The organism is Propionivibrio sp., from assembly GCF_016790145.1.
In the GTDB taxonomy this organism is placed as follows: Bacteria; Pseudomonadota; Gammaproteobacteria; order Burkholderiales; family Rhodocyclaceae; genus Propionivibrio.
This window is the reverse complement of the sequence record NZ_JAEUOI010000196.1, coordinates 1-19,570: the sequence shown is the minus strand read 5'-3', so window position 1 is coordinate 19,570 and position 19,570 is coordinate 1. Positions and strand designations below refer to the sequence as shown.

Here is a 19,570-nt window from a genome sequence, read left to right as displayed (position 1 = left end):
CGGATTCTGGTCATGACGTCAGCGTTCAGCGGCGCTCGGCGAGAAACATCTCCAGCAAGCGATTGAGAAAGCGCCGTCCGCGATCCGTGGGGGCGATGTGCCCTGGCTGGCGTTCGATCAAACCCTCCTGTTCGGCCTGTCGCAGCGTGCTTTCAATGTGGATCAGGGGCAGCGCGGTGCGCGCCGCGAAGAGCGGCGCAGCGAATCCCTGATTGAGACGCAGCGCGTTCATCATGAATTCGAAGGGGAGATCGGCGATGTCGACCGAAAACTCTTCCTGCAGGGGTGTTTGTTCTGCGACCCTGGCCAGATACTGTTTCGGCTGCTTCCAGCGCATCTGGCGCAGCACGCGATCGTGCAGCGTGAGTTTGCCATGCGCGCCGGCACCAATCCCGAGGTAGTCGCCAAAAGTCCAGTAATTGAGGTTGTGCCGGCATTGCCGTCCGTCCTGGGCAAAGGCCGAGGTTTCGTAATGCGTGTAGCCGGCCGCTTTATCCCCGCTCGCCAGCCTGGATTCGATGGCGTCCTGCATGTCTGCGCACGCGTCGTGGTCGGGCAATACCGGCGGAGCGGCAGCAAAGGCGGTGTTCGCTTCGAGCGTCAACTGGTAGCAGGAGAGATGCGGCGGAGCGAAGGACAGCGCGGTTTCAATGTCGCTCAGCGCCTGCTCAAGCGTTTGTCCTGGCAGTCCGTACATCAGGTCGAGATTGAAATTATCAAAGTGGGTGGCGGCAATCTCGATGGCATGCCGGGCTTCGAACTCGTCATGAATTCGGCCCAGCGCCTTGAGGTGCATCGGATTGAAGCTCTGGATGCCGAGCGAGATCCGGTTGATGCCGGCGTCGCGAAAGGCAGCGAATTTTTCGGCTTCAACCGTACCGGGATTGGCTTCCAGGGTAATTTCGGCGTCGGGCAGGACTGGCAACAGGGTGCGAATGGCTGTCAGCAAGGTGTCGAGCGCCGGCCCGGAAAGCAGACTCGGCGTGCCGCCGCCGAAGAAAACGCTCGATACCTTGCGCCCCCAGACCAGAGGCAAAGCCGATTCGAGGTCGGCGATCAAGGCCGCAACATAGTCTGCTTCGGGTATGGAATCGCGGACTTGATGCGAGTTGAAGTCGCAATAGGGGCACTTCTGCACACACCAGGGGATATGCACATAAAGCGAGAGCGGTGGCGGGTTGCGGAACTCAAGCCGGGTGCCGCTTGCGCCCGCCGATTGACTGTGCGGGACGATCGGGATGACGCGCGTGAACGACTGTTCAGGCATCAGCGACGAGCTTGCAGGCGTTTAACCAGTCGTGCCAGTGCCTGCCCGCGGTGCGAGCGACGGTTCTTTTCGCTGGGGTCGAGTTCGGACGAAGTCAGGCCGAGTTCCGGCAGGAAGAAATAGGGGTCGTAACCGAATCCCGCGTTGCCGCGTGCCTGATCGACGATCTCGCCGTGCCATTCGCCTTCGGCAATGATCGGTTGCGGATCGTCGGCATGGCGCACAAAGACCAGAACACAGACGTAATGGGCGCGCCGGTCGGTCTTGCCGGCCAGATCGGCAATCAGTTTCCGATTGTTACGCTCATCGGATTTCGCTTCGCCGGCTGCGGTTTGTGCATAGTGCGCCGAATAGACGCCGGGTGCGCCGCCAAGCGCGTTGACGCAGAGTCCGGAGTCGTCGGCGAGTGCCGGCAGGCCGGTGCACCTGGCCGCATGACGCGCCTTTTCGAGTGCGTTTTCAACGAAGGTGTGGTGCGGCTCGGCGCACTCCGGAACCCCGAGTTCCTTTTGCGCTATCGTTTCCCAGCCGAGCGGTGCGAGCAGTGCGCCGAATTCGCGCAGTTTGCCGGGATTGTTCGAGGCGACGACCAGCTTCATGCCGCGACGAGCGTGGCCAGAGCCGCTTTCTGGCGTGCAACCAGTTCATTGATTCCGGCTTCGGCGAGATCAACCAACTGGTTCATCTGTGCGCGGGAGAACGGTTCGCCCTCGGCCGTGCCCTGAATCTCGACGATGCCGCCGCTGCCGGTCATCACCACGTTCATGTCGGTGTCGCACCCTGAATCCTCGGGGTAGTCGAGGTCAAGTACCGGTATTCCCTTGTAGATACCGACCGAAATGGCGGCAACGTGATCGCGGAGCGGATTTGCGTCGAGCTTTCCCCTGGCGACGAGTTGTTCGCAGGCATCGTTGAGCGCCAGCCAGGCGCCGGTGATCGAAGCGCAGCGGGTTCCGCCATCGGCCTGCAGCACATCGCAATCGAGCGTGATCTGACGTTCGCCGAGGGCCTTGAGGTCGGTCACGGCGCGCAGCGAACGGCCGATCAGACGCTGGATTTCCTGCGTGCGGCCGCTCTGCTTGCCCTTGGCCGCCTCGCGAGCGCTGCGCGTGTGCGTCGACCGTGGCAGCATGCCGTATTCGGCGGTCACCCAGCCTTGCCCCTTGCCGCGCAGGAAGGACGGCAGCGACTCTTCGACACTGGCCGTGCACAGCACCTGCGTATCGCCCATTTCGATGAGTACCGAACCTTCGGCGTGGCGGGTGAAATTGCGCGTGATGCGGATGGTACGAAGCTGTGCAGGCTGGCGTTGGCTGGGGCGCATGTATGGTCCTATTTTGAATACTTCTGAATGGTTGAGCGGATTTCTTCGATGGCGCGCTCGATTTCTTCATCGCTCAACTCGGTCTTGTAATTCGGGTTGCGTCCGAATTCGTCGAGTCGGGTGGTGATCGTATCGCGCGACATCGTTTGCGTTGAAATAACGCTGGTTGGAGTGGCCCCTTCTTCGATGTAGCTGTCCTCCCAGCGCACGACAAGAATGGAGAGGTTGTCGGCGTTCGGACCGCCGCGGATGTCGGCCTGTCCAAGCAGCATCGGCACCGCCTGCATCAGATTTTCGCTCTTCAGGGCGACAGCCATCATCTCGCCAGACAACACACCCCACAAGCCATCCGTACACAGGGCCAGCACATCGCCCGCTTCAAGCGGTGTTTTGCGCGAGAACTCGATCTCCGGCGTCTGTCGACCACCAAGGCAACTATAGACCTTGTTACGGTCCGGGTGCACGGCGGCCTGCGCGGCGTTGATCACACCCTGATCCTTGAGCAACTGTACGCGCGAGTGGTCGCGCGTGTGCGTCAGCACTTTACCGTCGCGCATCAGATAAAGACGGGAGTCGCCGGCATGCGCCCAGTAAGCAATGCTGTCCTGGACGATGCAGGCTACGCAGGTCGTGCGCGGCGAATCTTTCAGGTTGTGGTCATCGGTAAAATCGATAATCGCGCGATGCGCATTGGTCATCGATTTCTGCAAGAACAGGAAGGGGTCACGAATTGCCGGTGTTGCTTCCCGCTGAAACGATTCGACGAGTACCTGCACGGCGATCTGCGCGGCAATTTCGCCATAGTAATGGCCACCCATCCCGTCGGCAACGACCATCAACAAGGCTTCACGCGAATAACTGTGTGCCAGCCTGTCTTCATTGTTGGCGCGCTTGCCGGGTCGGCTTTCCTGATAAATGGTGAATTTCATGATGTTCCAGTCTTACCCTTGAACTTGCCAACCATATGGCCAAGCCAGTTCTTCTTGATTAATTTCGGTTTGTTGACCTTCTCGGTGAGCGCCTTTTGCAGTGCAAAGACGCTTTGTGGCCGATAAAGATGATTCAGGCATAAACACCAGTCAATCGTTTCAAGCAATTGATCGGAGTATTGTCCTTCCCAGCGCACCATGGCAGGAATCAGCTTGTCCTTTTCCATACGGCTATCAGCGGCTTGTGGTGCCGATGCGGCAAGGCTGGCATACATTGAAGCACCAACGCTGTAGATGTCGCTCCAGGGGCCAAGAAATTCTCGCTGGTGGTAGTGCTCCGGTGAGGCAAAACCCGGTGTGTACATGGGCTTGAGCATCGGTGTGTCGCAGGCCAGCGTCTGGCGTGCCGCGCCAAAATCAATCAGTACCGGCGTATAGTCATTACGCATGTAGATATTTGACGGTTTGAGATCAAGATGCAGCAGCTTGTGCGAATGCACTTCACGCAGGCCATTGAGCAGCTTGGTAAAGACATTGCGGATGAAATTCTCGGTGACGACCGCCCTGTTCTTCTGGATGAACTCCTGCAGCGTGCGTCCGTGCTCGTACTCCATGACCATGTAAACCGTATCATTGGCGCGGAAGAAATTCAGCACACGAATTACATTCGGGTGCGAAAGCCTGGCCAGTGCACGGCCTTCTTCAAAAAAACACTTCATGCCGTAACGGAATGCGGGAATGTGCTCTTCGCTGATCAGTGGCTTGATTTCGCCTTCGGCACGCAAGGCCAGACTATTCGGCAGGTACTCCTTGATGGCCACCGTCTCGCCCTTGTTGTCGGTTGCCAGATAGACTATGGAAAACCCGCCCAAGGATAGCTGATGCTCGATCCGATATTCATCGAGTTGGTAACCGGCAGGAAGGGCGTAGTTCGCTTGTTGCGCCATCGGTATAGAAGCTATCATGTAGTTTTCCGGCCATTCTCAGGCTTTGGCGGTTGACTGTAAAGCCGCTTGCCCATTCGCTCTCCAATTCCTCAGGATTTCCATGATCTATAGCATGACCGGTTATGCCGCCAGAACGCTCAATGTTGAACGCGGCGCGCTGCATATCGAGCTGAAAAGCGTGAACTCGCGTTACCTTGATTTCCAGTTTCGCGTTTGCGAAGAATTGCGTGCCGTTGAACCGGCAATGCGTGAAATGTTCAGCGCACGGCTGGCGCGCGGCAAGCTGGAATGCCGGGTAAATTTTGCGGCAGCGGCAGCGCGAACCCAGCAACTCGACCTCAACGCCGACCTGCTGCTGCGTCTGAAAGCCTTCGAGGCGCAGGTGCGCAACGAGCTACCGCTGGCCGCACCGCTGGCGGTCAGCGATGTCCTGCGCTGGCCAGGAATGTTCGGGGACGACACGCTCGATTGCGAGGCGCTGGTTCCGGCCTGCCTCGCGCTGGCCAGGGAGGCACTGGACGACTTTACCGCCAGTCGGGCGCGCGAGGGCGAAAAACTGGCGGCGGTGATTCTTGAACGGGTAGCCCGCATGCGCGATCTGGTGCGCGACGTGGCACCGCGGATACCGCTGGCACAGGCGGCGTTTCAGGACAAGCTCAAGCAAAGGCTGATCGATGCCATCGGCAGTTCGGATGACGAGCGAATCCGGCAGGAAGTTGCGGTTTTCGCCGTACGCATCGACGTCGCCGAAGAACTGGCTCGCCTGTCAACCCACCTCGACGAAGTCGAGCGCGTGCTGAAAGCCGGAGGCGCCAGCGGCAAGCGCCTGGATTTCCTGATGCAGGAACTCAATCGCGAGGCCAACACCCTCGGTTCAAAATCGGTGGTCAGCGAGGTTTCGCAGACGGCAATGGAACTGAAGCTGCTGATCGAACAGATGCGCGAGCAGATCCAGAATCTGGAGTGACTTTTCAGGCCATCGTACGGATCAATACAGAGTGGCTCGCTTCTGGCTGGCGGATACACGCAGGACGCGAACATCAAGCGAGCCATCGAAGTTGCCAGGGCATGGAAGGAGATAGCATGACTGAAAAATTTGCGCGATGGGAGCAGGCGGACCACCTCGCTAGCGAATAGGATATGGCTTTGTATCTTGATGCCTGCCTTGACGAAGGCCCTGGTGCCAGTAATGTGGTGCGTGCCGCGCTGATGGATAGTGCTCGCGCTCGCGGCATGTCACAGCTTGCCTGTGACTCAGGGATTACCCGTGAGGGACTCTACAAGACGCTTTCGGCAAGCGGAAACCCCGAATTCTCGACCGGGCTTGAAGTCATCAAGGCCTTGAAAATCAAGTTGCATACGGCCCCAGTCGGGAAGGAAAAGTCACGCAAGGTGGCGCGAAAGAAGTCGTCCGGAGAACTCGCACCCGCCTGATGCCTGGGTTTGGGGGAGATTCAGATAGAAACCAACAACTCTCAACGAATCGGGTAAGCCCATGATAAGCGTGTGCCCATGCGCGTACCTTCTGAAAATATCGAATAGCCGAGATCAAGTAGTGGCAAGTCTTTTCGCCTTCTACTACTGGTTCAAATTTGAGTGCGGCTCTTCTCGGACGCAGTCTCGTGGCATCACGCCGCCATTTTGAGGGCATGGATCGGTGGTACCCAGGCGTAGTTGCCCTGGCTTGGCCACGTGTTGTTCGCTGAGAGCCTTGCCGTGCAATGGTTTCAGACATTTCACGGCAACTGCTCCGCAATACACAACCCGTCACCACAGCCCTTGCTGAATAAGGCGTACAGCCTGCCCGGTGGCTTCAACTGAGTGCAGTGCTTCACACCTGAAACAAGTCTGCGTATAATTCGACCTTGTCCGAGGGGCGCTGCAAAACTGTTGTTCGACAGTTTCAGGCTCGGAACCTTAAACGGCGCTCATCCAACCAATCCGTGCCGGGCACGGGAAGTCGGGTGAGTCTGATCTGTACTACCTCAGCACACTGCCGAGTTGCGCCAGGCAACCTCCTTCCCCTCCCGGCCACAGTTATCAAGGAGTTTTACTGTGGCTGAAAAATTCAACGACTACGTTATTGCCGACCTGAGCCTCGCCGACTGGGGGCGCAAGGAAATCCGCATCGCCGAAACCGAAATGCCCGGCCTGATGGCGATTCGCGAAGAATTCGCTGCGGCCAAGGCACTCAAGGGCGCGCGCATCACCGGTTCGCTGCACATGACGATCCAGACCGCCGTGCTCATCGAAACGCTGACCGCGCTCGGTGCCGAAGTGCGCTGGGCGTCGTGCAACATCTTCTCGACGCAGGATCACGCGGCTGCGGCCATCGCTGCCGGCGGCACACCGGTGTTTGCCGTCAAGGGCGAATCGCTGGAGGATTACTGGGATTACACGCACCGCATCTTCGAATGGAAGGATGGCGGTTACTCGAACATGATCCTCGACGACGGCGGCGATGCCACGCTGTTGCTGCACCTCGGCGCGCGCGCCGAAAAGGACCTCTCGGTTCTGGCCAATCCGGGTTCCGAAGAAGAAACCATCCTCTTTGCTGCAATCAAGGCCAAGCTGGCTACCGACCCGGCCTGGTACTCGGTGCGTCTGGCCGCGATCAAGGGGGTGACCGAAGAAACCACCACCGGCGTTCATCGCCTGTATCAGATGCACGCCAAGGGTGAACTGAAATTCCCGGCGATCAACGTTAACGACTCGGTCACCAAGTCCAAGTTCGACAACCTCTACGGCTGCCGCGAATCGCTGGTCGATGGCATCAAGCGCGCCACCGACGTGATGATCGCCGGCAAGGTCGCGCTGATCGCCGGTTATGGCGATGTCGGCAAGGGCTCGGCCCAGGCCATGCGTGCGCTCTCGGCGCAAGTGTGGGTCACCGAGATCGACCCGATCTGCGCGCTGCAGGCGGCGATGGAAGGCTACCGCGTGGTCACCATGGAATATGCTGCCGACAAGGCCGACATTTTCGTCACCTGCACCGGCAACTACCATGTCATCACCCACGAGCACATGGCGGCCATGAAGGACCAGGCCATCGTTTGCAACATCGGTCACTTCGACAACGAAATCGACGTCGCTTCGGTCGAGAAGTATCAGTGGGAAGAAATCAAGCCGCAGGTCGACCACATCATCTTCCCCGACGGCAAGCGCATCATCCTGCTCGCCAAGGGCCGCCTGGTTAACCTCGGCTGCGGCACCGGCCATCCGTCGTACGTCATGAGCTCGTCGTTCGCCAACCAGACGATCGCGCAGATCGAACTGTTCACGCGCAACGCCGACTACCCGGTGGGCGTCTACACGCTGCCCAAGCATCTCGACGAAAAGGTCGCGCGCCTGCAGTTGAAGAAACTCAATGCCCAACTCAGCGAACTAACCGACCAGCAGGCCGCCTATATCGGCGTCCCCAAGGCCGGTCCGTACAAGGCTGATCAGTATCGTTATTGAGTGTTCGCAGCAAACTGTTTTGAAACCCGTCATTCCGGGCTTGACCCGGAATCCAGTGGCGTATCTCTGAATTCCCGTTTTCACCGGAATGACGCTTCAACCTAAAAAACGCAGTTAAGCGTATTGGCAATATCGTAGGCCCTCATCCCCGGCCCTTCTCCCGCTGGGAGAAGGGTGCACACCCCCTCTCCCCGCGGGTTGGGGTGAGGGCCAAACCCTCGCCAAACTTTGTGTTACGGCGGTCGCGCTCAACTGCTGTTTCTAGGTCAAAACAGTTGCTCGGCTTAACTGAACCACGACCTTTAGCCTCGGAGAACACCATGCGCCTGATCCTGCTCTGGATACTCAACGCCGTTGCGCTGCTTGCCGTGACTTACCTGCTGCCATCCATTCAGGTAGCCTCGTTTGGTTCGGCGCTGCTCGCGGCACTGCTGCTCGGACTGGTCAATACCCTATTGCGCCCCGTGTTGCTGCTGCTGACGCTGCCGGTCACGCTGCTGACGCTCGGGCTCTTCATCTTTGTCATCAACGGCCTGATGTTCTGGCTGGCGGGTTCGATGATTGAAGGCTTTGTGGTCAGCGGCTTCTGGCCGGGAGTCTTCGGCTCGATGCTCTACAGCGTCATATCGTGGGCACTGTCGAGCCTGCTGGTTTCCGGCAAGAACTAACGCCTAATTTATGTGATTGATCCGCATGAAACACACTGAACTCTCAATTGAATTTTTCCCGCCGCAAACGCCCGAAGGCGTTGAGAAGCTGCGCCTGGTGCGCAGCAAGCTGGCGGTGCTCAAGCCGGAGTTCTTCTCCGTCACCTTCGGCGCCGGCGGTTCGACGCGAGAACGAACGTTCGCGGTGATCAAGGAAATCGCCGCCGAAGGTTTCGCCGCTGCGCCCCACCTGTCGTGCATCGGCTCGACGCGCGAAAACATCCGCGAGATCCTGCTCGACTACAAGGCTGCCGGAATCCGTCGCATCGTTGCCCTGCGCGGCGATCTGCCTTCGGGAATGGCCGAAGCCGGTGAATTCCGCTATGCCAACGAACTCGTCGAATTCATCCGCAGCGAGACCGGCGATCATTTCCATCTCGAAGTCGCCGCCTACCCCGAATGGCACCCGCAGGCGCGCAACCCGCACGACGATCTCGCTGCCTTCGCCAGAAAGGCCAGAGCCGGCGCCAATTCGGCGATCACGCAATATTTCTACAACGCCGACGCCTACTTCCATTTCGTCGATGAAGTGCGCGCGCTCGGGGTGGACATCCCGATCATTCCCGGCATCATGCCGATTGCCAGCTTCTCCAAGCTGGCGCGCTTCTCCGACGCCTGCGGCGCCGAACTGCCGCGCTGGATGCGCCGCAAGTTCGAAGGTCTCGGCGATGACGTCGACGCCATCCGTGCCTTCGGCCTCGATGTCGTGACCGAGTTATGCCAACGCCTGCTGGCCGGTGGCGCGCCAGGACTGCACTTCTATTCCATGAACCAGTCGGTGCTGACGCTGGAAATCTGCCGGCGGCTGCAACTTTCGTAAACCATGGCCCGCCCGCTGCCCGAATTCGTCGAACATGCCTGCGAGTTGTTCGCCCCGCTCGGGTCGATTCGCGTCAAGGCGATGTTCGGTGGCTGGGGCTTTTATTGCGACGAGATTTTCTTCGCCATCGTTGCCGATGAAACGCTTTATCTGAAGGCTGACAGCGAAAGCGCCGGCAGCTACCGCCAGGCTGGTGGCGAACCCTTCCGCTTCACCACCAGGGACGGTCGCACGGAAACCATGAATTACTGGACCATACCCAGCGAAGCGCTGGAATCCCCGGTTGAAATGCAGCCCTGGGGTCGCCTCGCGCTCGCCGCTGCGGTGCGTGCGCGCAAACCGAAAAAACCGACTGCCCGCAAGTGAGGTGGTAGTTCCTGCCTGAGAGGAACCGCCAAGACAGCGCGATGCCTCCCTGAAGAGGGACAAAAGACACAAACATTCACCAAGAAAAAGCTCTCTGTGCTTTTTCTGGTACCCCTTGGTAACCGGGTGCTTCGCCGTATCACGTTGACGGTCTGTCAGCCGCCTGGAGGAACGCAAGTCCGGCCTCCCTCTCACCCATCGCCGGGATTGACTCACACTTCCGAACGGTTCCATAATGAAACCCTTGGTCAAAATAGTTCCATAATGGTGCCAGCAATGGGTGTCAGTTTTTCAGTCAAGAACATTCCTGAGGCGCTTGCGCAGCGCTTGCGCCTTCGCGCCGAGCGCAACCATCGTTCATTGCAGGGTGAGTTGATGGCCATCCTTGAGGCGGCCGCAAGCGAAGACTTGCCCGCCATCACCGGGGCGAGTGAAAACCGGGGCACGCGTCGTGTGGAGGACTCCCTGCAAGGTTGGCGCACACTCTTTCCCGTTCCCTCGCGCAGCACCGTCTCCTCGGCCAGCCTGATCCGCCAGATGCGCGATGGCCGTTATGGCGAGGCCTGGGCGGAGACCCGCGAGCCGAAAGGTGCCGCCTGATCGATGTCCGAAGTATTCCTTGCCGAACCGCCGACCATCTACCCGACGCGGGCACCGCTCGTCGTCGATGCCAGCCTGCTGGCGGCCTGCGTTTTCGGCGAAATGGAACGCGATGCCGCAGAAGCCCGATTGCGCGGCTTCATTCTGCACGCGCCGGGGCTGATCGATTACGAACTGACCAATGTGGCGGTCACCCGATTGCGCCGAAATGAGCTGACGCTGGAAAATGCCGTACTGGCCCTCGCCGAGTTCTCCATGATGGAACTGGAAAGACATGCGCCCGTTCCAGAAGAAGTGGCCACCATTGCCAGCCGTTATCGCCTGACCGCCTACGACGCCGCCTATCTGTGGCTCGCCGGCGCGCTCAAGGCACCGCTCGCCACCTTCGACCGGCAACTGGCGAATGCTGCAAGCGATTATCTCGGCCAACTCCCTGCCGCCTGATTTCCGCGCTCGTCACCCCGGCGCACCCCAAGAGTGTTCCCTTCGGGGCAGAAGCCGGGGTCCAACTCGTTTATCTGATTGATTGATGGATGGATATCAGAGGAAGGCACTGGATTCCGGCATTCGCCGGAATGAGCGCGAAGCCTGGCCTCGGGCCACGGTTTGGGAGGTGTTTATCCATTAATTCACAGGCTCTGAGGAGACTTGGCGCTGCGTACCGGAACGACAATCTTGAACGATTACTGCTTGGGTCTTCGCAGTACTTTGGCAATCAAGCAGATAAGCACCGCAAATAGGCACCTCACAAACGAAGCAAATCAAGCTACAATCGTAGCCTTTAAAGCTACGTAATTCGGCCTATCGTGTTACTTGACCTTCTCTTCGGTACTTACCGCCAGCGCGCACTGAATCAGCTACTGCTGCATCCGGACAGTAGCTATCACGTACGCGAACTGGCGCGATTGACCGGCACCACGCCCGGCACATTGCACAAGGAGCTATCCCGACTCGCCGGGTCCGGCCTGCTGCTGCGAGAAAAGCAGGGCAATCAGGTGCACTACCGCGCCAACCGCGAGTGCCCGGTATTTGCTGAACTGGCTGGCCTGTTTCGCAAGACCGGCGGCATGGTTGGCGTGATCGCCGACGCCCTGCACACGCTTGGTACTGCACCCGAACTGGCGCTGATCTTCGGTTCGATCGCACGCGGCGAAGAGAACGCCTGCAGCGATGTCGATTTACTCCTGATTGCCGACTGCACCTTTGGCGACGTCGTCAAGGCGCTGCATCCGGTGCAGGAGCAGTTACAACGTGAAATCAACCCGGCGCTCTACACCGCCGCCGAGTTCAACCGACGTATCTCCGACAAGGACGCCTTCATTGGCAGGATTCTCGCCAAGCCGAAACTATTCGTCATCGGAACCGAACATGACCTTGGAAAACTTGCTGGCCATTCATCGCTTGCAGGCGTTTGAAGCGACGTCCGGCGGTGTGCAGAGATTGCTGGCCTCGGCTTAGCGCATCACCCTCCAACCTCGCCCATGAGTCATTTTGCTCCCCGCTGCCTCTCCATTGACCTTGAAGTCGGGTTGCGCGATACGCGGATTCACCGCTTTGCCGCCGTTCGTGGGGACCAGCCGGAGGCCTCGCTGCAATTCAGACAAGGCAATCTGCCTGCCGCGCTGGAGCAACTTGACGCGCTTGCCGATGGTGCCCGCTTCCTGCTCGGCCATAACCTGATCGCTTTCGACCTGCCGCATCTGGCCGCCGCCAAACCCGATCTGCGGCTGTTGAAACTGCCGGTGGTCGATACGCTGTGGCTCAATCCGCTGGCCTTTCCGCGCAATCCCTACCACCATCTGGTCAAGCATTATCAGGATGGGCAACTCAAACGCGGGCGCTTGAACGACCCGCTGCTCGACGCGCAACTGACGCTTGAAGTCTTCCGCAACCAGCACGCGGCGCTGGGCAAGACCGCGCCGAATCTGGTTCTCGCCTGGCACTGGCTGACGACCGTCAATGACAGCGGGGCAGGGCTTGACCGCTTCTTCATGTCCTTGCGCCACAAGGCGCGGCCGGGCGACGGCGAAGCGCTCGCCGCGATTCGCGCACAGCTCGCCGGCCAGGCCTGCCAGACGCACATGGGCGACATTCTGGCCGATGCCGCCGGGCAGGGCTGGGCTTTGGCTTACGCACTGGCCTGGTTGTCGGTGGCCGGCGGCAATTCGGTGATGCCGCCGTGGGTGCGCCATCAGTTTCCGCAGGCCGGCGTGCTGATCAGGCGTTTGCGCGACACCGCCTGCGCCGACCCGGCGTGCGCCTGGTGCCGCGAACGGCACGATGCGCAAAAGGAACTCGCGCACTGGTTCGGCTTCCCCGAGTTTCGCCCCGAGCCGGCCGATGACGATGGTCGCCCCCTTCAGCAAAGCATCGTCGAAGCGGCACTGCGCGGCGAGCATCTGCTGGGCATTCTGCCGACCGGAACCGGCAAATCGCTGTGCTATCAGATCCCCGCCCTCTCGCGTTTCGACAAGACCGGTGCGCTGACTGTCGTCATCTCGCCGCTGGTGGCCCTGATGTCCGATCAGGTGGCCGGGCTGGAAGCGAAGAACATCAAAAGCTGTGCGGCGCTCAACGGGCTGCTCTCGATGCCCGAGCGCGCCGACGTGCTCGACCGGGTGCGCCTCGGCGATATCGGCATTCTCATCGTTTCGCCCGAGCAACTGCGCAACCGCACGTTGCGCAAGGTGCTAGCGCAGCGCGAAATCGGCGCCTGGGTGCTCGACGAAGCGCACTGCCTATCCAAATGGGGGCAGGATTTCCGCCCGGATTATCGCTATGTCAGCCGGTTTATTCGCGAGAAGGCCGGCGCTCAGCCCGACAAAACCATTCCGCCCGTCCTCTGCCTGACGGCGACCGCCAGGCCCGATGTGGTGGCCGACATCCTGACCCATTTCAAGGACAAGGTCGGCATTGAACTGCACTGCTTCAACGGCGGTGCGAGTCGCACCAATCTTGATTTCTGTGTCGTTCCGACCAGCCCGAACGAGAAGTTCTCGCACATCCATCAGATTCTGCAGGCCGATCTGCCGCCGGAGCTGCACGGCGGGGCCATCGTCTATTGCGCGACGCGCAGGCAGACCGAGGAAGTCTCAGGCTTTCTGCAACAGAAGGGCTGGGCGGTCGGCCACTATCACGCCAGGCTGCCGCCCGAAACCAAGAAGAGCACCCAGAAAACCTTCATCGAAGGCGGTCTGCGCGTCATCGTTGCGACCAATGCGTTCGGCATGGGAATCGACAAGCCGGACGTGCGACTGGTCATCCACGCCGATATTCCCGGCTCGCTGGAAAACTACCTGCAGGAAGCCGGCCGCGCCGGTCGCGATAGTCTGTCGGCACGCTGCGTCCTGCTGTACACCGTCGAGGATGTCGAACGTCAGTTCGGCATGTCGGCGCGCTCGCGGCTCTCGCGCAAGGAAATCCAGGCCATCCTGCATTCGCTGCGTAATCTTGAGCGGAAAAAGCGCAAGGGCGGCGGCAAGGAGGGTGGCAAGGACGGCGACCTGATCGCCACCGCCGGCGAGATCCTCGCCGAAGACGAAGACGGCGCTTTCGAGCGCGATTCGGCCACCGACGACACACGCGTGCGCACCGCCGTGTCGTGGCTGGAAGAAGCTTCGCTGCTCACGCGCGAGGAAAACCGGGTGCAGATTTTCCCCTCGTCGCTGCGTATCGCCTCGCTCGATGAAGCGCGGAAAAAACTGGCGAAGAAGGGCATCGCGCCGGAGTATCTGCAAAGCCTGCTGGCCATTGTCGGTGCGCTGATCGGCGCGCCGGCCGATGAAGGAATCTCGACCGACGAGCTGATGCTCGTTTCCGGGCTTTCGTCCGAAAAAGTCCGCGCCGCGTTCTACGACCTTGAGGCGCTGGGGCTGGCCAGCAACGATACGGCACTCACCGCCTACGTTCATGTTGCCGTCGAACGCTCGTCGAGGAAACGCTTCGAGCAGGCTGCCGCGCTTGAATCGGCGTTGATCGGCCTGTTGCGCGAGCAGCACCCGGATCTGGGCCGTGGCGAATCGTCCGTTCTGCACCTGCGCCACGCCAACCAGCATCTGAAGGACGCCGGCCATGCGGACGCCCTGCCCGAACGCCTGCGCCAGTTGCTCAGCAGCCTCGCCGCCGACGGCCGCGACGAGGAAGGCGGACAGGGGAGCCTGAAACTGCGCCGCGTCGATGCCGAAGCGGTGGCGATTGAACTGCAACGCGAGTGGTCCAGCCTGGAAACCACCGCCCGCCGCCGTCGCGCTGCGGCCGGCGGCCTGCTCGATCACCTTCTCGCCTGCCTGCCCCCGGATGCGCGTGGCAACGATCAACTGGCCGAAACGACGCTCGGCAAACTGCTGGCGGCGCTGGAATCCGATCTGCTGCTCAAGGCCGAGAAGACGATCACGCCCAGGCTGCTTGATCGCGCGCTGCTGTGGCTGCACGAGCAGGAAATCATCCGGCTGAACAAGGGGCTTGCCGTCTTCCGGCCGGCGATGACGATTCGTCTGGAACCCGACTGGAAGAAGAAATTCACACCACCGGATTTCGCGCCACTCAAGCTGCACTATGACGAGCAGGTGGTGCAGATACATGTCATGGCCGAGTATGTGCAGCGCGGGCTGACGACCATGGCCGAAGCGCTGCACCTGACGATGGATTACTTCAGCCTGCAGCGCGACGAATTCATGCGCCGCTGGCTGCCCGATCGCGACAAGGAGCTGGCGCGCCAGACGACGCCGCAATCGTGGCACACCATTGTCGAGGCGCTGAACAACCGGGCGCAGCGCGAGATCGTTGCCGACGATCGGGAAAATGCCAACGTTCTCGTTCTGGCCGGCCCCGGCTCGGGCAAAACACGGGTACTGGTGCATCGCATCGCCTACCTGATTCGCGCCCGCCGCGAAAACCCGAACGGCATCCTGGCACTGGCCTACAACCGCCACGCCGCCGTGCAGATTCGCCAGCGCTTGGCCGCACTGATCGGCGATGACGCACGCGGCGTTTCGGTTCTGACCCTGCATGCGCTGGCCATGCGCCTGGTCGGCGCCAGTCTGGCAACGCAGAATACGGGGTTTGTCAGGGGCGCGGATGGCGAGTTGTTCAAGCAGATCATCGAGCAGGCGGTCAGCCTGCTCAAGGGCGACGAGCTGCCGCCGGAAGACGCCGACCTGCTACGCGAACGACTGCTGGCCGGCTTCCGCTGGACTCTGGTCGACGAGTATCAGGATATTGCGCCCGAACAATACGCGCTGATTTCGGCGCTGGCCGGTCGCACCCGACCCGAAGAAGAGGGCCGCATCAACCTCTTCGCTGTCGGCGACGACGACCAGAACATCTACGACTTTAACGGCGCCTCGGTCGAATTCATCCGTCGCTTCGAGGCCGACTACGCCGCCAGACCGGCCTTCCTGACCGAAAATTATCGCTCGACGGCGCACATCGTCGAAGCCGCCAACGCGCTGATCGCACCGGCCGCGCAGCGCATGAAGCAGGCGCACCCAATTCACATCGATGCGGCGCGCAAAACGCAGGCCGCAGGCGGCGAATGGGCCGGCCTCGACCCGGTCGGCCGCGGTCGCGTGCAGATCCTGCCGGCCGGCGACAACGACCAGACCCAGGCCCTGGCCGTGATCGGCGAGTTCGAGCGCATGGCCGATCTGGCAGCCCATTGGGACTGGGCGCGCTGCGCCGTCATTGCGCGCCATTGGCGCTCACTCGACCCCGTGCGCAGTTATTGCGAACTGAAGGGCATCCCGGTTCAGCAGGCCGATGAAGACAGCAGCGGCTTCTGGAGCCTGCGCGAAACGCAGTCGCTGCTCGGCTGGCTGCGCGCAAGAGCTAGCGGGCTGATCGATGCCGCAACGATCGCGCACTGGCTGGAGTTGCAGCCGGCAGGTGGGCTCGGCGCCCACTGGTGGGACTACCTGCGCGAGGCCATCGCCGAATATGCGCTCGATGTCGGCGACGCCGAATTGCCACACGATCACTTTCTCGACTGGCTGGCCGAATGGGGCCGGGAAGCACGGCGCCGGCAAACCGGCTTGCTGCTGCTCACTGCGCACAAGGCCAAGGGTCTCGAATTCGATCACGTCGCGGTACTCGACGGCGAGTGGTGGAAAAGTCGGGGGCAAAGTCAGCGGCGGAGAGGCACCAACGAGGATGTGGATGCCACACGCCGCCTGTATTACGTGGCCATGACCCGCGCCCGGAAAACTCTGGCGCTGGCCCGCTTCGACCGCGGCCAGGGATTGCTCGACGGATTGCCTGAATCCCCGGCCATTCTGCGTCGCCCAAAGACAGTACTGCCAACGCCGCCGCCCGAACTCGCCCGCCGCTATCGGCGGCTCGGCTGGCGGGAGATCGACCTCGACTTTGCCGCCCAGTATCCGCCAGGCCACGCCATTCATCGAGCGCTTGCCGCGCTGGCGGTGGGAAGCCCGATCGAGCTACGGCAGAAATCCGCAAGCACCTGGCGCTTGTGCGATACGCAGGGCGTAGACATCGGCGCCCTGTCGCAACACTTCGAGCCGGAAAACAACATGGACTGCATCGCAGCCCGCGTCACCGCAATCCACGTGCGCCGCCCCTGCGACGTGGCAGATCAATACAAATCCCGGATCAATACACGATGCGAATCCTGGGAGATGCTCGTACCTGAACTGGTCTTTGCACCGGTCAGATGAGCGATTTTTCGAACCTTCTGTCATGCATCCACTTGCTTCGCAGGGCGGCTGGGGGACGTCGCTTCAGGGCGGTTCTCTCCAAACGATTCGTCACTCCGACGAAAGCCGGGGTACGGTGCATTAACAGCACATTTATCGAGTCGACTTTCCATAATCAGCGGCTATGCATAATCGGCCTTATGGAAAGCTTCACATAAGGCCGAGAAGTTGCCGGTCGAGACGATTTTGACCAAAGGCCGAGATCGGCCTTTGCCGCCGGTGGCTCAACGCAAATCTGACGACCACTATCCGCGTTATAGATCATTAATCTCCCGCTCCAGCGACCGCAACGTCTCCATGATCTCGTCGAAGCCAGGATAGCGGCCGAACATCATGTTGCGCATCTGCACATAATCCTTCTCGACTGCCGTCAATACATGCCCCGAAGGCAGCAACCTGAACGTTCCCGGAGTGGCCTGTTCGTATTGCGCCCAGGGACGTCGATAGAAACGTAGCTTGAACGCCACCACATCCTTCAGCAATACAAGGTCTGCCAGTGCAGCATCCTTCACCGCTGAATTCGCCATCATGGCCAGGTCATAATAGTGCCGCGAATAGCGTAGCGGCTGCGGGCTGTTTTCCGGGCGATGGGCTTCATGGTGCAGTATCGTCGCCTTCTCCCAAAAGGTGCGCTCTGCGCGTATGGCCTGCACCGCACAACCTGGCTGCTTGAATAGCTGAGGAAATTCCTCGGCGGCATAAGGCTGGATTCGATAATTGTCGTAGGGCAACCACGCGGCCAGCGGCCCGATCTCAAGGCGTACCTCCGGTCGCAGATACGTATCAGAAAAGGCTGCCGGATACATCACATTCAAGGCATGCAGATCATCGGCAGCAAGCTCACAGCGGCAGACCGGATCAACCGCCCGTGAAATCATGGCCAGCAACTCACACCCGATGAAATTTACCGCCCTGGCATCAACCGTCTTGTTCAGCGCTTCCTGTTTCGCGACGGACCGTTCTGCCAGCGGATCATCCTCGCCAATCACCACGCGCCAATCCAGAATCAGATCGATGTCCTCGGAAAACCGCTCGGTCAGATGGAACACCTTGGACAAACTGGTGCCGCCCTTGAACATCAGCAAGCGCGACAGCTCGGGATGCGCAAACAATCTGCCCAGCGTCCAGCACACCCAGAAATCCTTCTCCACCACGGCGGGCGTCATTCCCTTGCGCACTGCAGTTTCGCCAAACAGTTCGCGACGTTCAGCGGATGACAGGTGCGCGACCGACTCCATCAGCCGCGCTCCCCGCAAACTCGTTTGATCGCTTCATACACCCAGCCGGTCGCCGTCACCGTGTCTTTGAGAACCCGCTTGCACACCGCTTCATCCAGTTGTTTGCGCAGCGTGGCGATCACTGCATCGTCCACCCGCTCCTGGCCCAACGCCTTCACTGCCTGCACGACCAGCCCACTCTCGCGGTATTTAAAGCCAACATCCTTCAGCGCAGACTTCTTGAACTCCAATGTGTAATTGCCGATGTCGTACTGGCGGTTCGGCCCGTCGGAGAGATACACCAGCCGGCCTGGCACCTGCGTGGAAAGCCCCAGCAGATTCAGCGCCGCATCGCCCGAAGGCTGGATACGCCAGTTGAACTTGCGCGCGAATGCTTGCGCCACCTGGTCGAAATCCGGGCTTAGATCCTGCTGCAACAACTCGCTGAATTTCGGGTAGTCGTAAATACCCCGGCAAACGCGGCGGATCTTCCCCTCACGGCACAACTCCGACAGTGCATAATCGATCTGGTTGCGGCTGAAATCTTCGACGAAATCATTCGCCGAGAATGCCCAACCCCTCCCGCGCCCGTATATCCTGAAAATCACTTTTTTATTAACAGATTGCATCACGATCACGCCTGCCATTTTCCTAGAAAAACATACTACTTTTTCTAGGTAAAAAATGGAAGTAAAAAGGATGCACGCAATAATCCAGTTGCTCGTATAACGCTATCCTTTTAGAGAGGGTTGAGCACTTCAAAACGACTCAGGGGACAGCTCGATGAAAAACTCGGATTCGATGAGTGATCTTTTCTTGAATGGCACGCGCGCTAACCCGCAGGTCGTACTCCGTCTGCAGGTTCAGCCAGAAGCGAGGTTCCATGCCGAAAAACAGACCCAGGCGCAGTGCCGTATCGGCGGTTATCGGGCGCGAACCGTGCACCAGCTCGCTGATGCGACTGGGGGAGACGTCGATGTCGGCCGCAAGCTGACGCGCCGAACTTCCCATCGGCTTCATACAGTCCTCCAGAAGAATTTCACCGGGGTGGATTTCGTCAAGTCGTTCAGCCATGTTCAGTTCCTAGCCCGACTTCCGCTATTCGCCGCAATTTTTCCGATTTTTGATGAGCTTCGTGCGCATAAGTGTCTGATCGATAGGGCATGGGAGTGAGCAAAACCGTCAAAACACGCTGTAGTGCCGACCTTGCCCCTTGCGTGATGC

At 60.1% G+C, this 19,570-nt stretch carries 18 protein-coding genes and 1 riboswitch; of the genes, 10 read left to right on the top strand and 8 right to left on the bottom strand.

Translation table 11 applies throughout. The features are described from left to right. Window positions 1–25 precede the first annotated feature (25 nt). The 5 genes from hemW to JNM42_RS16105 are packed head-to-tail and all read right to left on the bottom strand — an operon-like array spanning window position 26 to window position 4,467. Window positions 26–1,267, bottom strand: a complete 1,242-nt coding sequence (gene hemW, locus JNM42_RS16125) for a radical SAM family heme chaperone HemW (protein ID WP_294272482.1) — start codon at window positions 1,265–1,267, stop codon at window positions 26–28. Then, window positions 1,267–1,866, bottom strand: a complete 600-nt coding sequence (gene rdgB / locus JNM42_RS16120; RefSeq protein WP_294272479.1) for an RdgB/HAM1 family non-canonical purine NTP pyrophosphatase — start codon at window positions 1,864–1,866, stop codon at window positions 1,267–1,269. Before rdgB ends, hemW begins: the two co-directional genes overlap by 1 nt. Continuing rightward, window positions 1,863–2,591 carry a ribonuclease PH gene (gene rph / locus JNM42_RS16115; RefSeq protein WP_294272476.1) on the bottom strand — a complete coding sequence of 243 codons (729 nt, stop codon included), beginning with the start codon at window positions 2,589–2,591 and terminating at the stop codon, window positions 1,863–1,865. Before rph ends, rdgB begins: the two co-directional genes overlap by 4 nt. An 8-nt stretch (window positions 2,592–2,599) precedes the next feature. Beyond that, window positions 2,600–3,520 (bottom strand): PP2C family serine/threonine-protein phosphatase, encoded by a 921-nt coding sequence (locus tag JNM42_RS16110; protein ID WP_294272472.1) that lies wholly within the window; start codon window positions 3,518–3,520, stop codon window positions 2,600–2,602. Next, window positions 3,517–4,467: a serine/threonine-protein kinase gene (locus tag JNM42_RS16105; protein WP_294272509.1), complete on the bottom strand. Its 951-nt coding sequence runs from the start codon at window positions 4,465–4,467 to the stop codon at window positions 3,517–3,519. Before JNM42_RS16105 ends, JNM42_RS16110 begins: the two co-directional genes overlap by 4 nt. A 100-nt stretch (window positions 4,468–4,567) precedes the next feature. Here JNM42_RS16105 and JNM42_RS16100 point away from each other — a divergent pair, with 100 nt between their 5' ends. The 10 genes from JNM42_RS16100 to JNM42_RS16055 all read left to right on the top strand — a co-directional run bounded on the left by JNM42_RS16100 (window position 4,568) and on the right by JNM42_RS16055 (window position 17,090). After that, window positions 4,568–5,434 carry a YicC/YloC family endoribonuclease gene (locus JNM42_RS16100; RefSeq protein ID WP_294272470.1) on the top strand — a complete coding sequence of 289 codons (867 nt, stop codon included), beginning with the start codon at window positions 4,568–4,570 and terminating at the stop codon, window positions 5,432–5,434. A gap of 173 nt (window positions 5,435–5,607) precedes the next feature. Next, window positions 5,608–5,901 (top strand): addiction module antidote protein, encoded by a 294-nt coding sequence (locus JNM42_RS16095; RefSeq protein WP_294272467.1) that lies wholly within the window; start codon window positions 5,608–5,610, stop codon window positions 5,899–5,901. A gap of 431 nt (window positions 5,902–6,332) precedes the next feature. Then, window positions 6,333–6,404: riboswitch (S-adenosyl-L-homocysteine riboswitch) on the top strand. Between the two features lie 118 nt (window positions 6,405–6,522). Continuing rightward, window positions 6,523–7,926, top strand: a complete 1,404-nt coding sequence (gene ahcY, locus JNM42_RS16090) for an adenosylhomocysteinase (RefSeq protein WP_294272465.1) — start codon at window positions 6,523–6,525, stop codon at window positions 7,924–7,926. A 320-nt stretch (window positions 7,927–8,246) separates the two neighbouring features. Continuing rightward, window positions 8,247–8,594 carry a phage holin family protein gene (locus JNM42_RS16085; RefSeq protein ID WP_294272462.1) on the top strand — a complete coding sequence of 116 codons (348 nt, stop codon included), beginning with the start codon at window positions 8,247–8,249 and terminating at the stop codon, window positions 8,592–8,594. A gap of 25 nt (window positions 8,595–8,619) precedes the next feature. After that, complete coding sequence (gene metF, locus JNM42_RS16080; RefSeq protein ID WP_294272459.1) at window positions 8,620–9,453, top strand: methylenetetrahydrofolate reductase [NAD(P)H]; 834 nt, start codon at window positions 8,620–8,622, stop codon at window positions 9,451–9,453. Window positions 9,454–9,456: 3 nt separating this feature from the next. Further along, complete coding sequence (locus JNM42_RS16075; RefSeq protein ID WP_294272456.1) at window positions 9,457–9,819, top strand: TfoX/Sxy family protein; 363 nt, start codon at window positions 9,457–9,459, stop codon at window positions 9,817–9,819. Between the two features lie 276 nt (window positions 9,820–10,095). Next, window positions 10,096–10,419, top strand: a complete 324-nt coding sequence (locus JNM42_RS16070) for an Arc family DNA-binding protein (protein ID WP_294272453.1) — start codon at window positions 10,096–10,098, stop codon at window positions 10,417–10,419. A gap of 3 nt (window positions 10,420–10,422) precedes the next feature. Continuing rightward, window positions 10,423–10,863 carry a type II toxin-antitoxin system VapC family toxin gene (locus JNM42_RS16065; RefSeq protein ID WP_294272450.1) on the top strand — a complete coding sequence of 147 codons (441 nt, stop codon included), beginning with the start codon at window positions 10,423–10,425 and terminating at the stop codon, window positions 10,861–10,863. 362 nt (window positions 10,864–11,225) lie between these two features. Beyond that, a complete protein-coding gene (locus JNM42_RS16060) occupies window positions 11,226–11,834 on the top strand; it encodes a nucleotidyltransferase domain-containing protein (RefSeq protein ID WP_294272447.1) in 609 nt (202 codons plus the stop codon). Between the two features lie 66 nt (window positions 11,835–11,900). Next, window positions 11,901–17,090: a RecQ family ATP-dependent DNA helicase gene (locus tag JNM42_RS16055; protein ID WP_294272444.1), complete on the top strand. Its 5,190-nt coding sequence runs from the start codon at window positions 11,901–11,903 to the stop codon at window positions 17,088–17,090. A 293-nt stretch (window positions 17,091–17,383) separates the two neighbouring features. Here the strand turns inward: JNM42_RS16055 and JNM42_RS16050 are convergent, their stop codons facing one another. The 3 genes from JNM42_RS16050 to JNM42_RS16040 all read right to left on the bottom strand — a co-directional run bounded on the left by JNM42_RS16050 (window position 17,384) and on the right by JNM42_RS16040 (window position 19,420). Continuing rightward, a complete protein-coding gene (locus JNM42_RS16050; RefSeq protein ID WP_294272440.1) occupies window positions 17,384–18,307 on the bottom strand; it encodes a nucleotidyl transferase AbiEii/AbiGii toxin family protein in 924 nt (307 codons plus the stop codon). A gap of 59 nt (window positions 18,308–18,366) precedes the next feature. Continuing rightward, window positions 18,367–18,975, bottom strand: a complete 609-nt coding sequence (locus JNM42_RS16045; protein WP_294272506.1) for a DUF6088 family protein — start codon at window positions 18,973–18,975, stop codon at window positions 18,367–18,369. A 139-nt stretch (window positions 18,976–19,114) separates the two neighbouring features. After that, a complete protein-coding gene (locus JNM42_RS16040; RefSeq protein ID WP_294272437.1) occupies window positions 19,115–19,420 on the bottom strand; it encodes a HigA family addiction module antitoxin in 306 nt (101 codons plus the stop codon). Window positions 19,421–19,570: the final 150 nt, after the last annotated feature.

Bases quoted from the DNA above. Each gene is read 5' to 3' on its own strand.
- JNM42_RS16040 (WP_294272437.1), bottom strand. From the start codon at position 19,420: ATGGCTGAACGACTTGACGAAATCCACCCCGGTGAAATTCTTCTGGAG.
- JNM42_RS16085 (WP_294272462.1), top strand. From the start codon at position 8,247: ATGCGCCTGATCCTGCTCTGGATACTCAACGCCGTTGCGCTGCTTGCC.
- JNM42_RS16095 (WP_294272467.1), top strand. From the start codon at position 5,608: ATGGCTTTGTATCTTGATGCCTGCCTTGACGAAGGCCCTGGTGCCAGT.
- JNM42_RS16110 (WP_294272472.1), bottom strand. From the start codon at position 3,520: ATGAAATTCACCATTTATCAGGAAAGCCGACCCGGCAAGCGCGCCAAC.
- JNM42_RS16045 (WP_294272506.1), bottom strand. From the start codon at position 18,975: ATGCAATCTGTTAATAAAAAAGTGATTTTCAGGATATACGGGCGCGGG.
- rph (WP_294272476.1), bottom strand. From the start codon at position 2,591: ATGCGCCCCAGCCAACGCCAGCCTGCACAGCTTCGTACCATCCGCATC.
- hemW (WP_294272482.1), bottom strand. From the start codon at position 1,267: ATGCCTGAACAGTCGTTCACGCGCGTCATCCCGATCGTCCCGCACAGT.
- JNM42_RS16070 (WP_294272453.1), top strand. From the start codon at position 10,096: ATGGGTGTCAGTTTTTCAGTCAAGAACATTCCTGAGGCGCTTGCGCAG.
- JNM42_RS16100 (WP_294272470.1), top strand. From the start codon at position 4,568: ATGATCTATAGCATGACCGGTTATGCCGCCAGAACGCTCAATGTTGAA.
- rdgB (WP_294272479.1), bottom strand. From the start codon at position 1,866: ATGAAGCTGGTCGTCGCCTCGAACAATCCCGGCAAACTGCGCGAATTC.
- JNM42_RS16075 (WP_294272456.1), top strand. From the start codon at position 9,457: ATGGCCCGCCCGCTGCCCGAATTCGTCGAACATGCCTGCGAGTTGTTC.
- JNM42_RS16065 (WP_294272450.1), top strand. From the start codon at position 10,423: ATGTCCGAAGTATTCCTTGCCGAACCGCCGACCATCTACCCGACGCGG.
- JNM42_RS16055 (WP_294272444.1), top strand. From the start codon at position 11,901: ATGAGTCATTTTGCTCCCCGCTGCCTCTCCATTGACCTTGAAGTCGGG.
- JNM42_RS16105 (WP_294272509.1), bottom strand. From the start codon at position 4,467: ATGGCGCAACAAGCGAACTACGCCCTTCCTGCCGGTTACCAACTCGAT.
- metF (WP_294272459.1), top strand. From the start codon at position 8,620: ATGAAACACACTGAACTCTCAATTGAATTTTTCCCGCCGCAAACGCCC.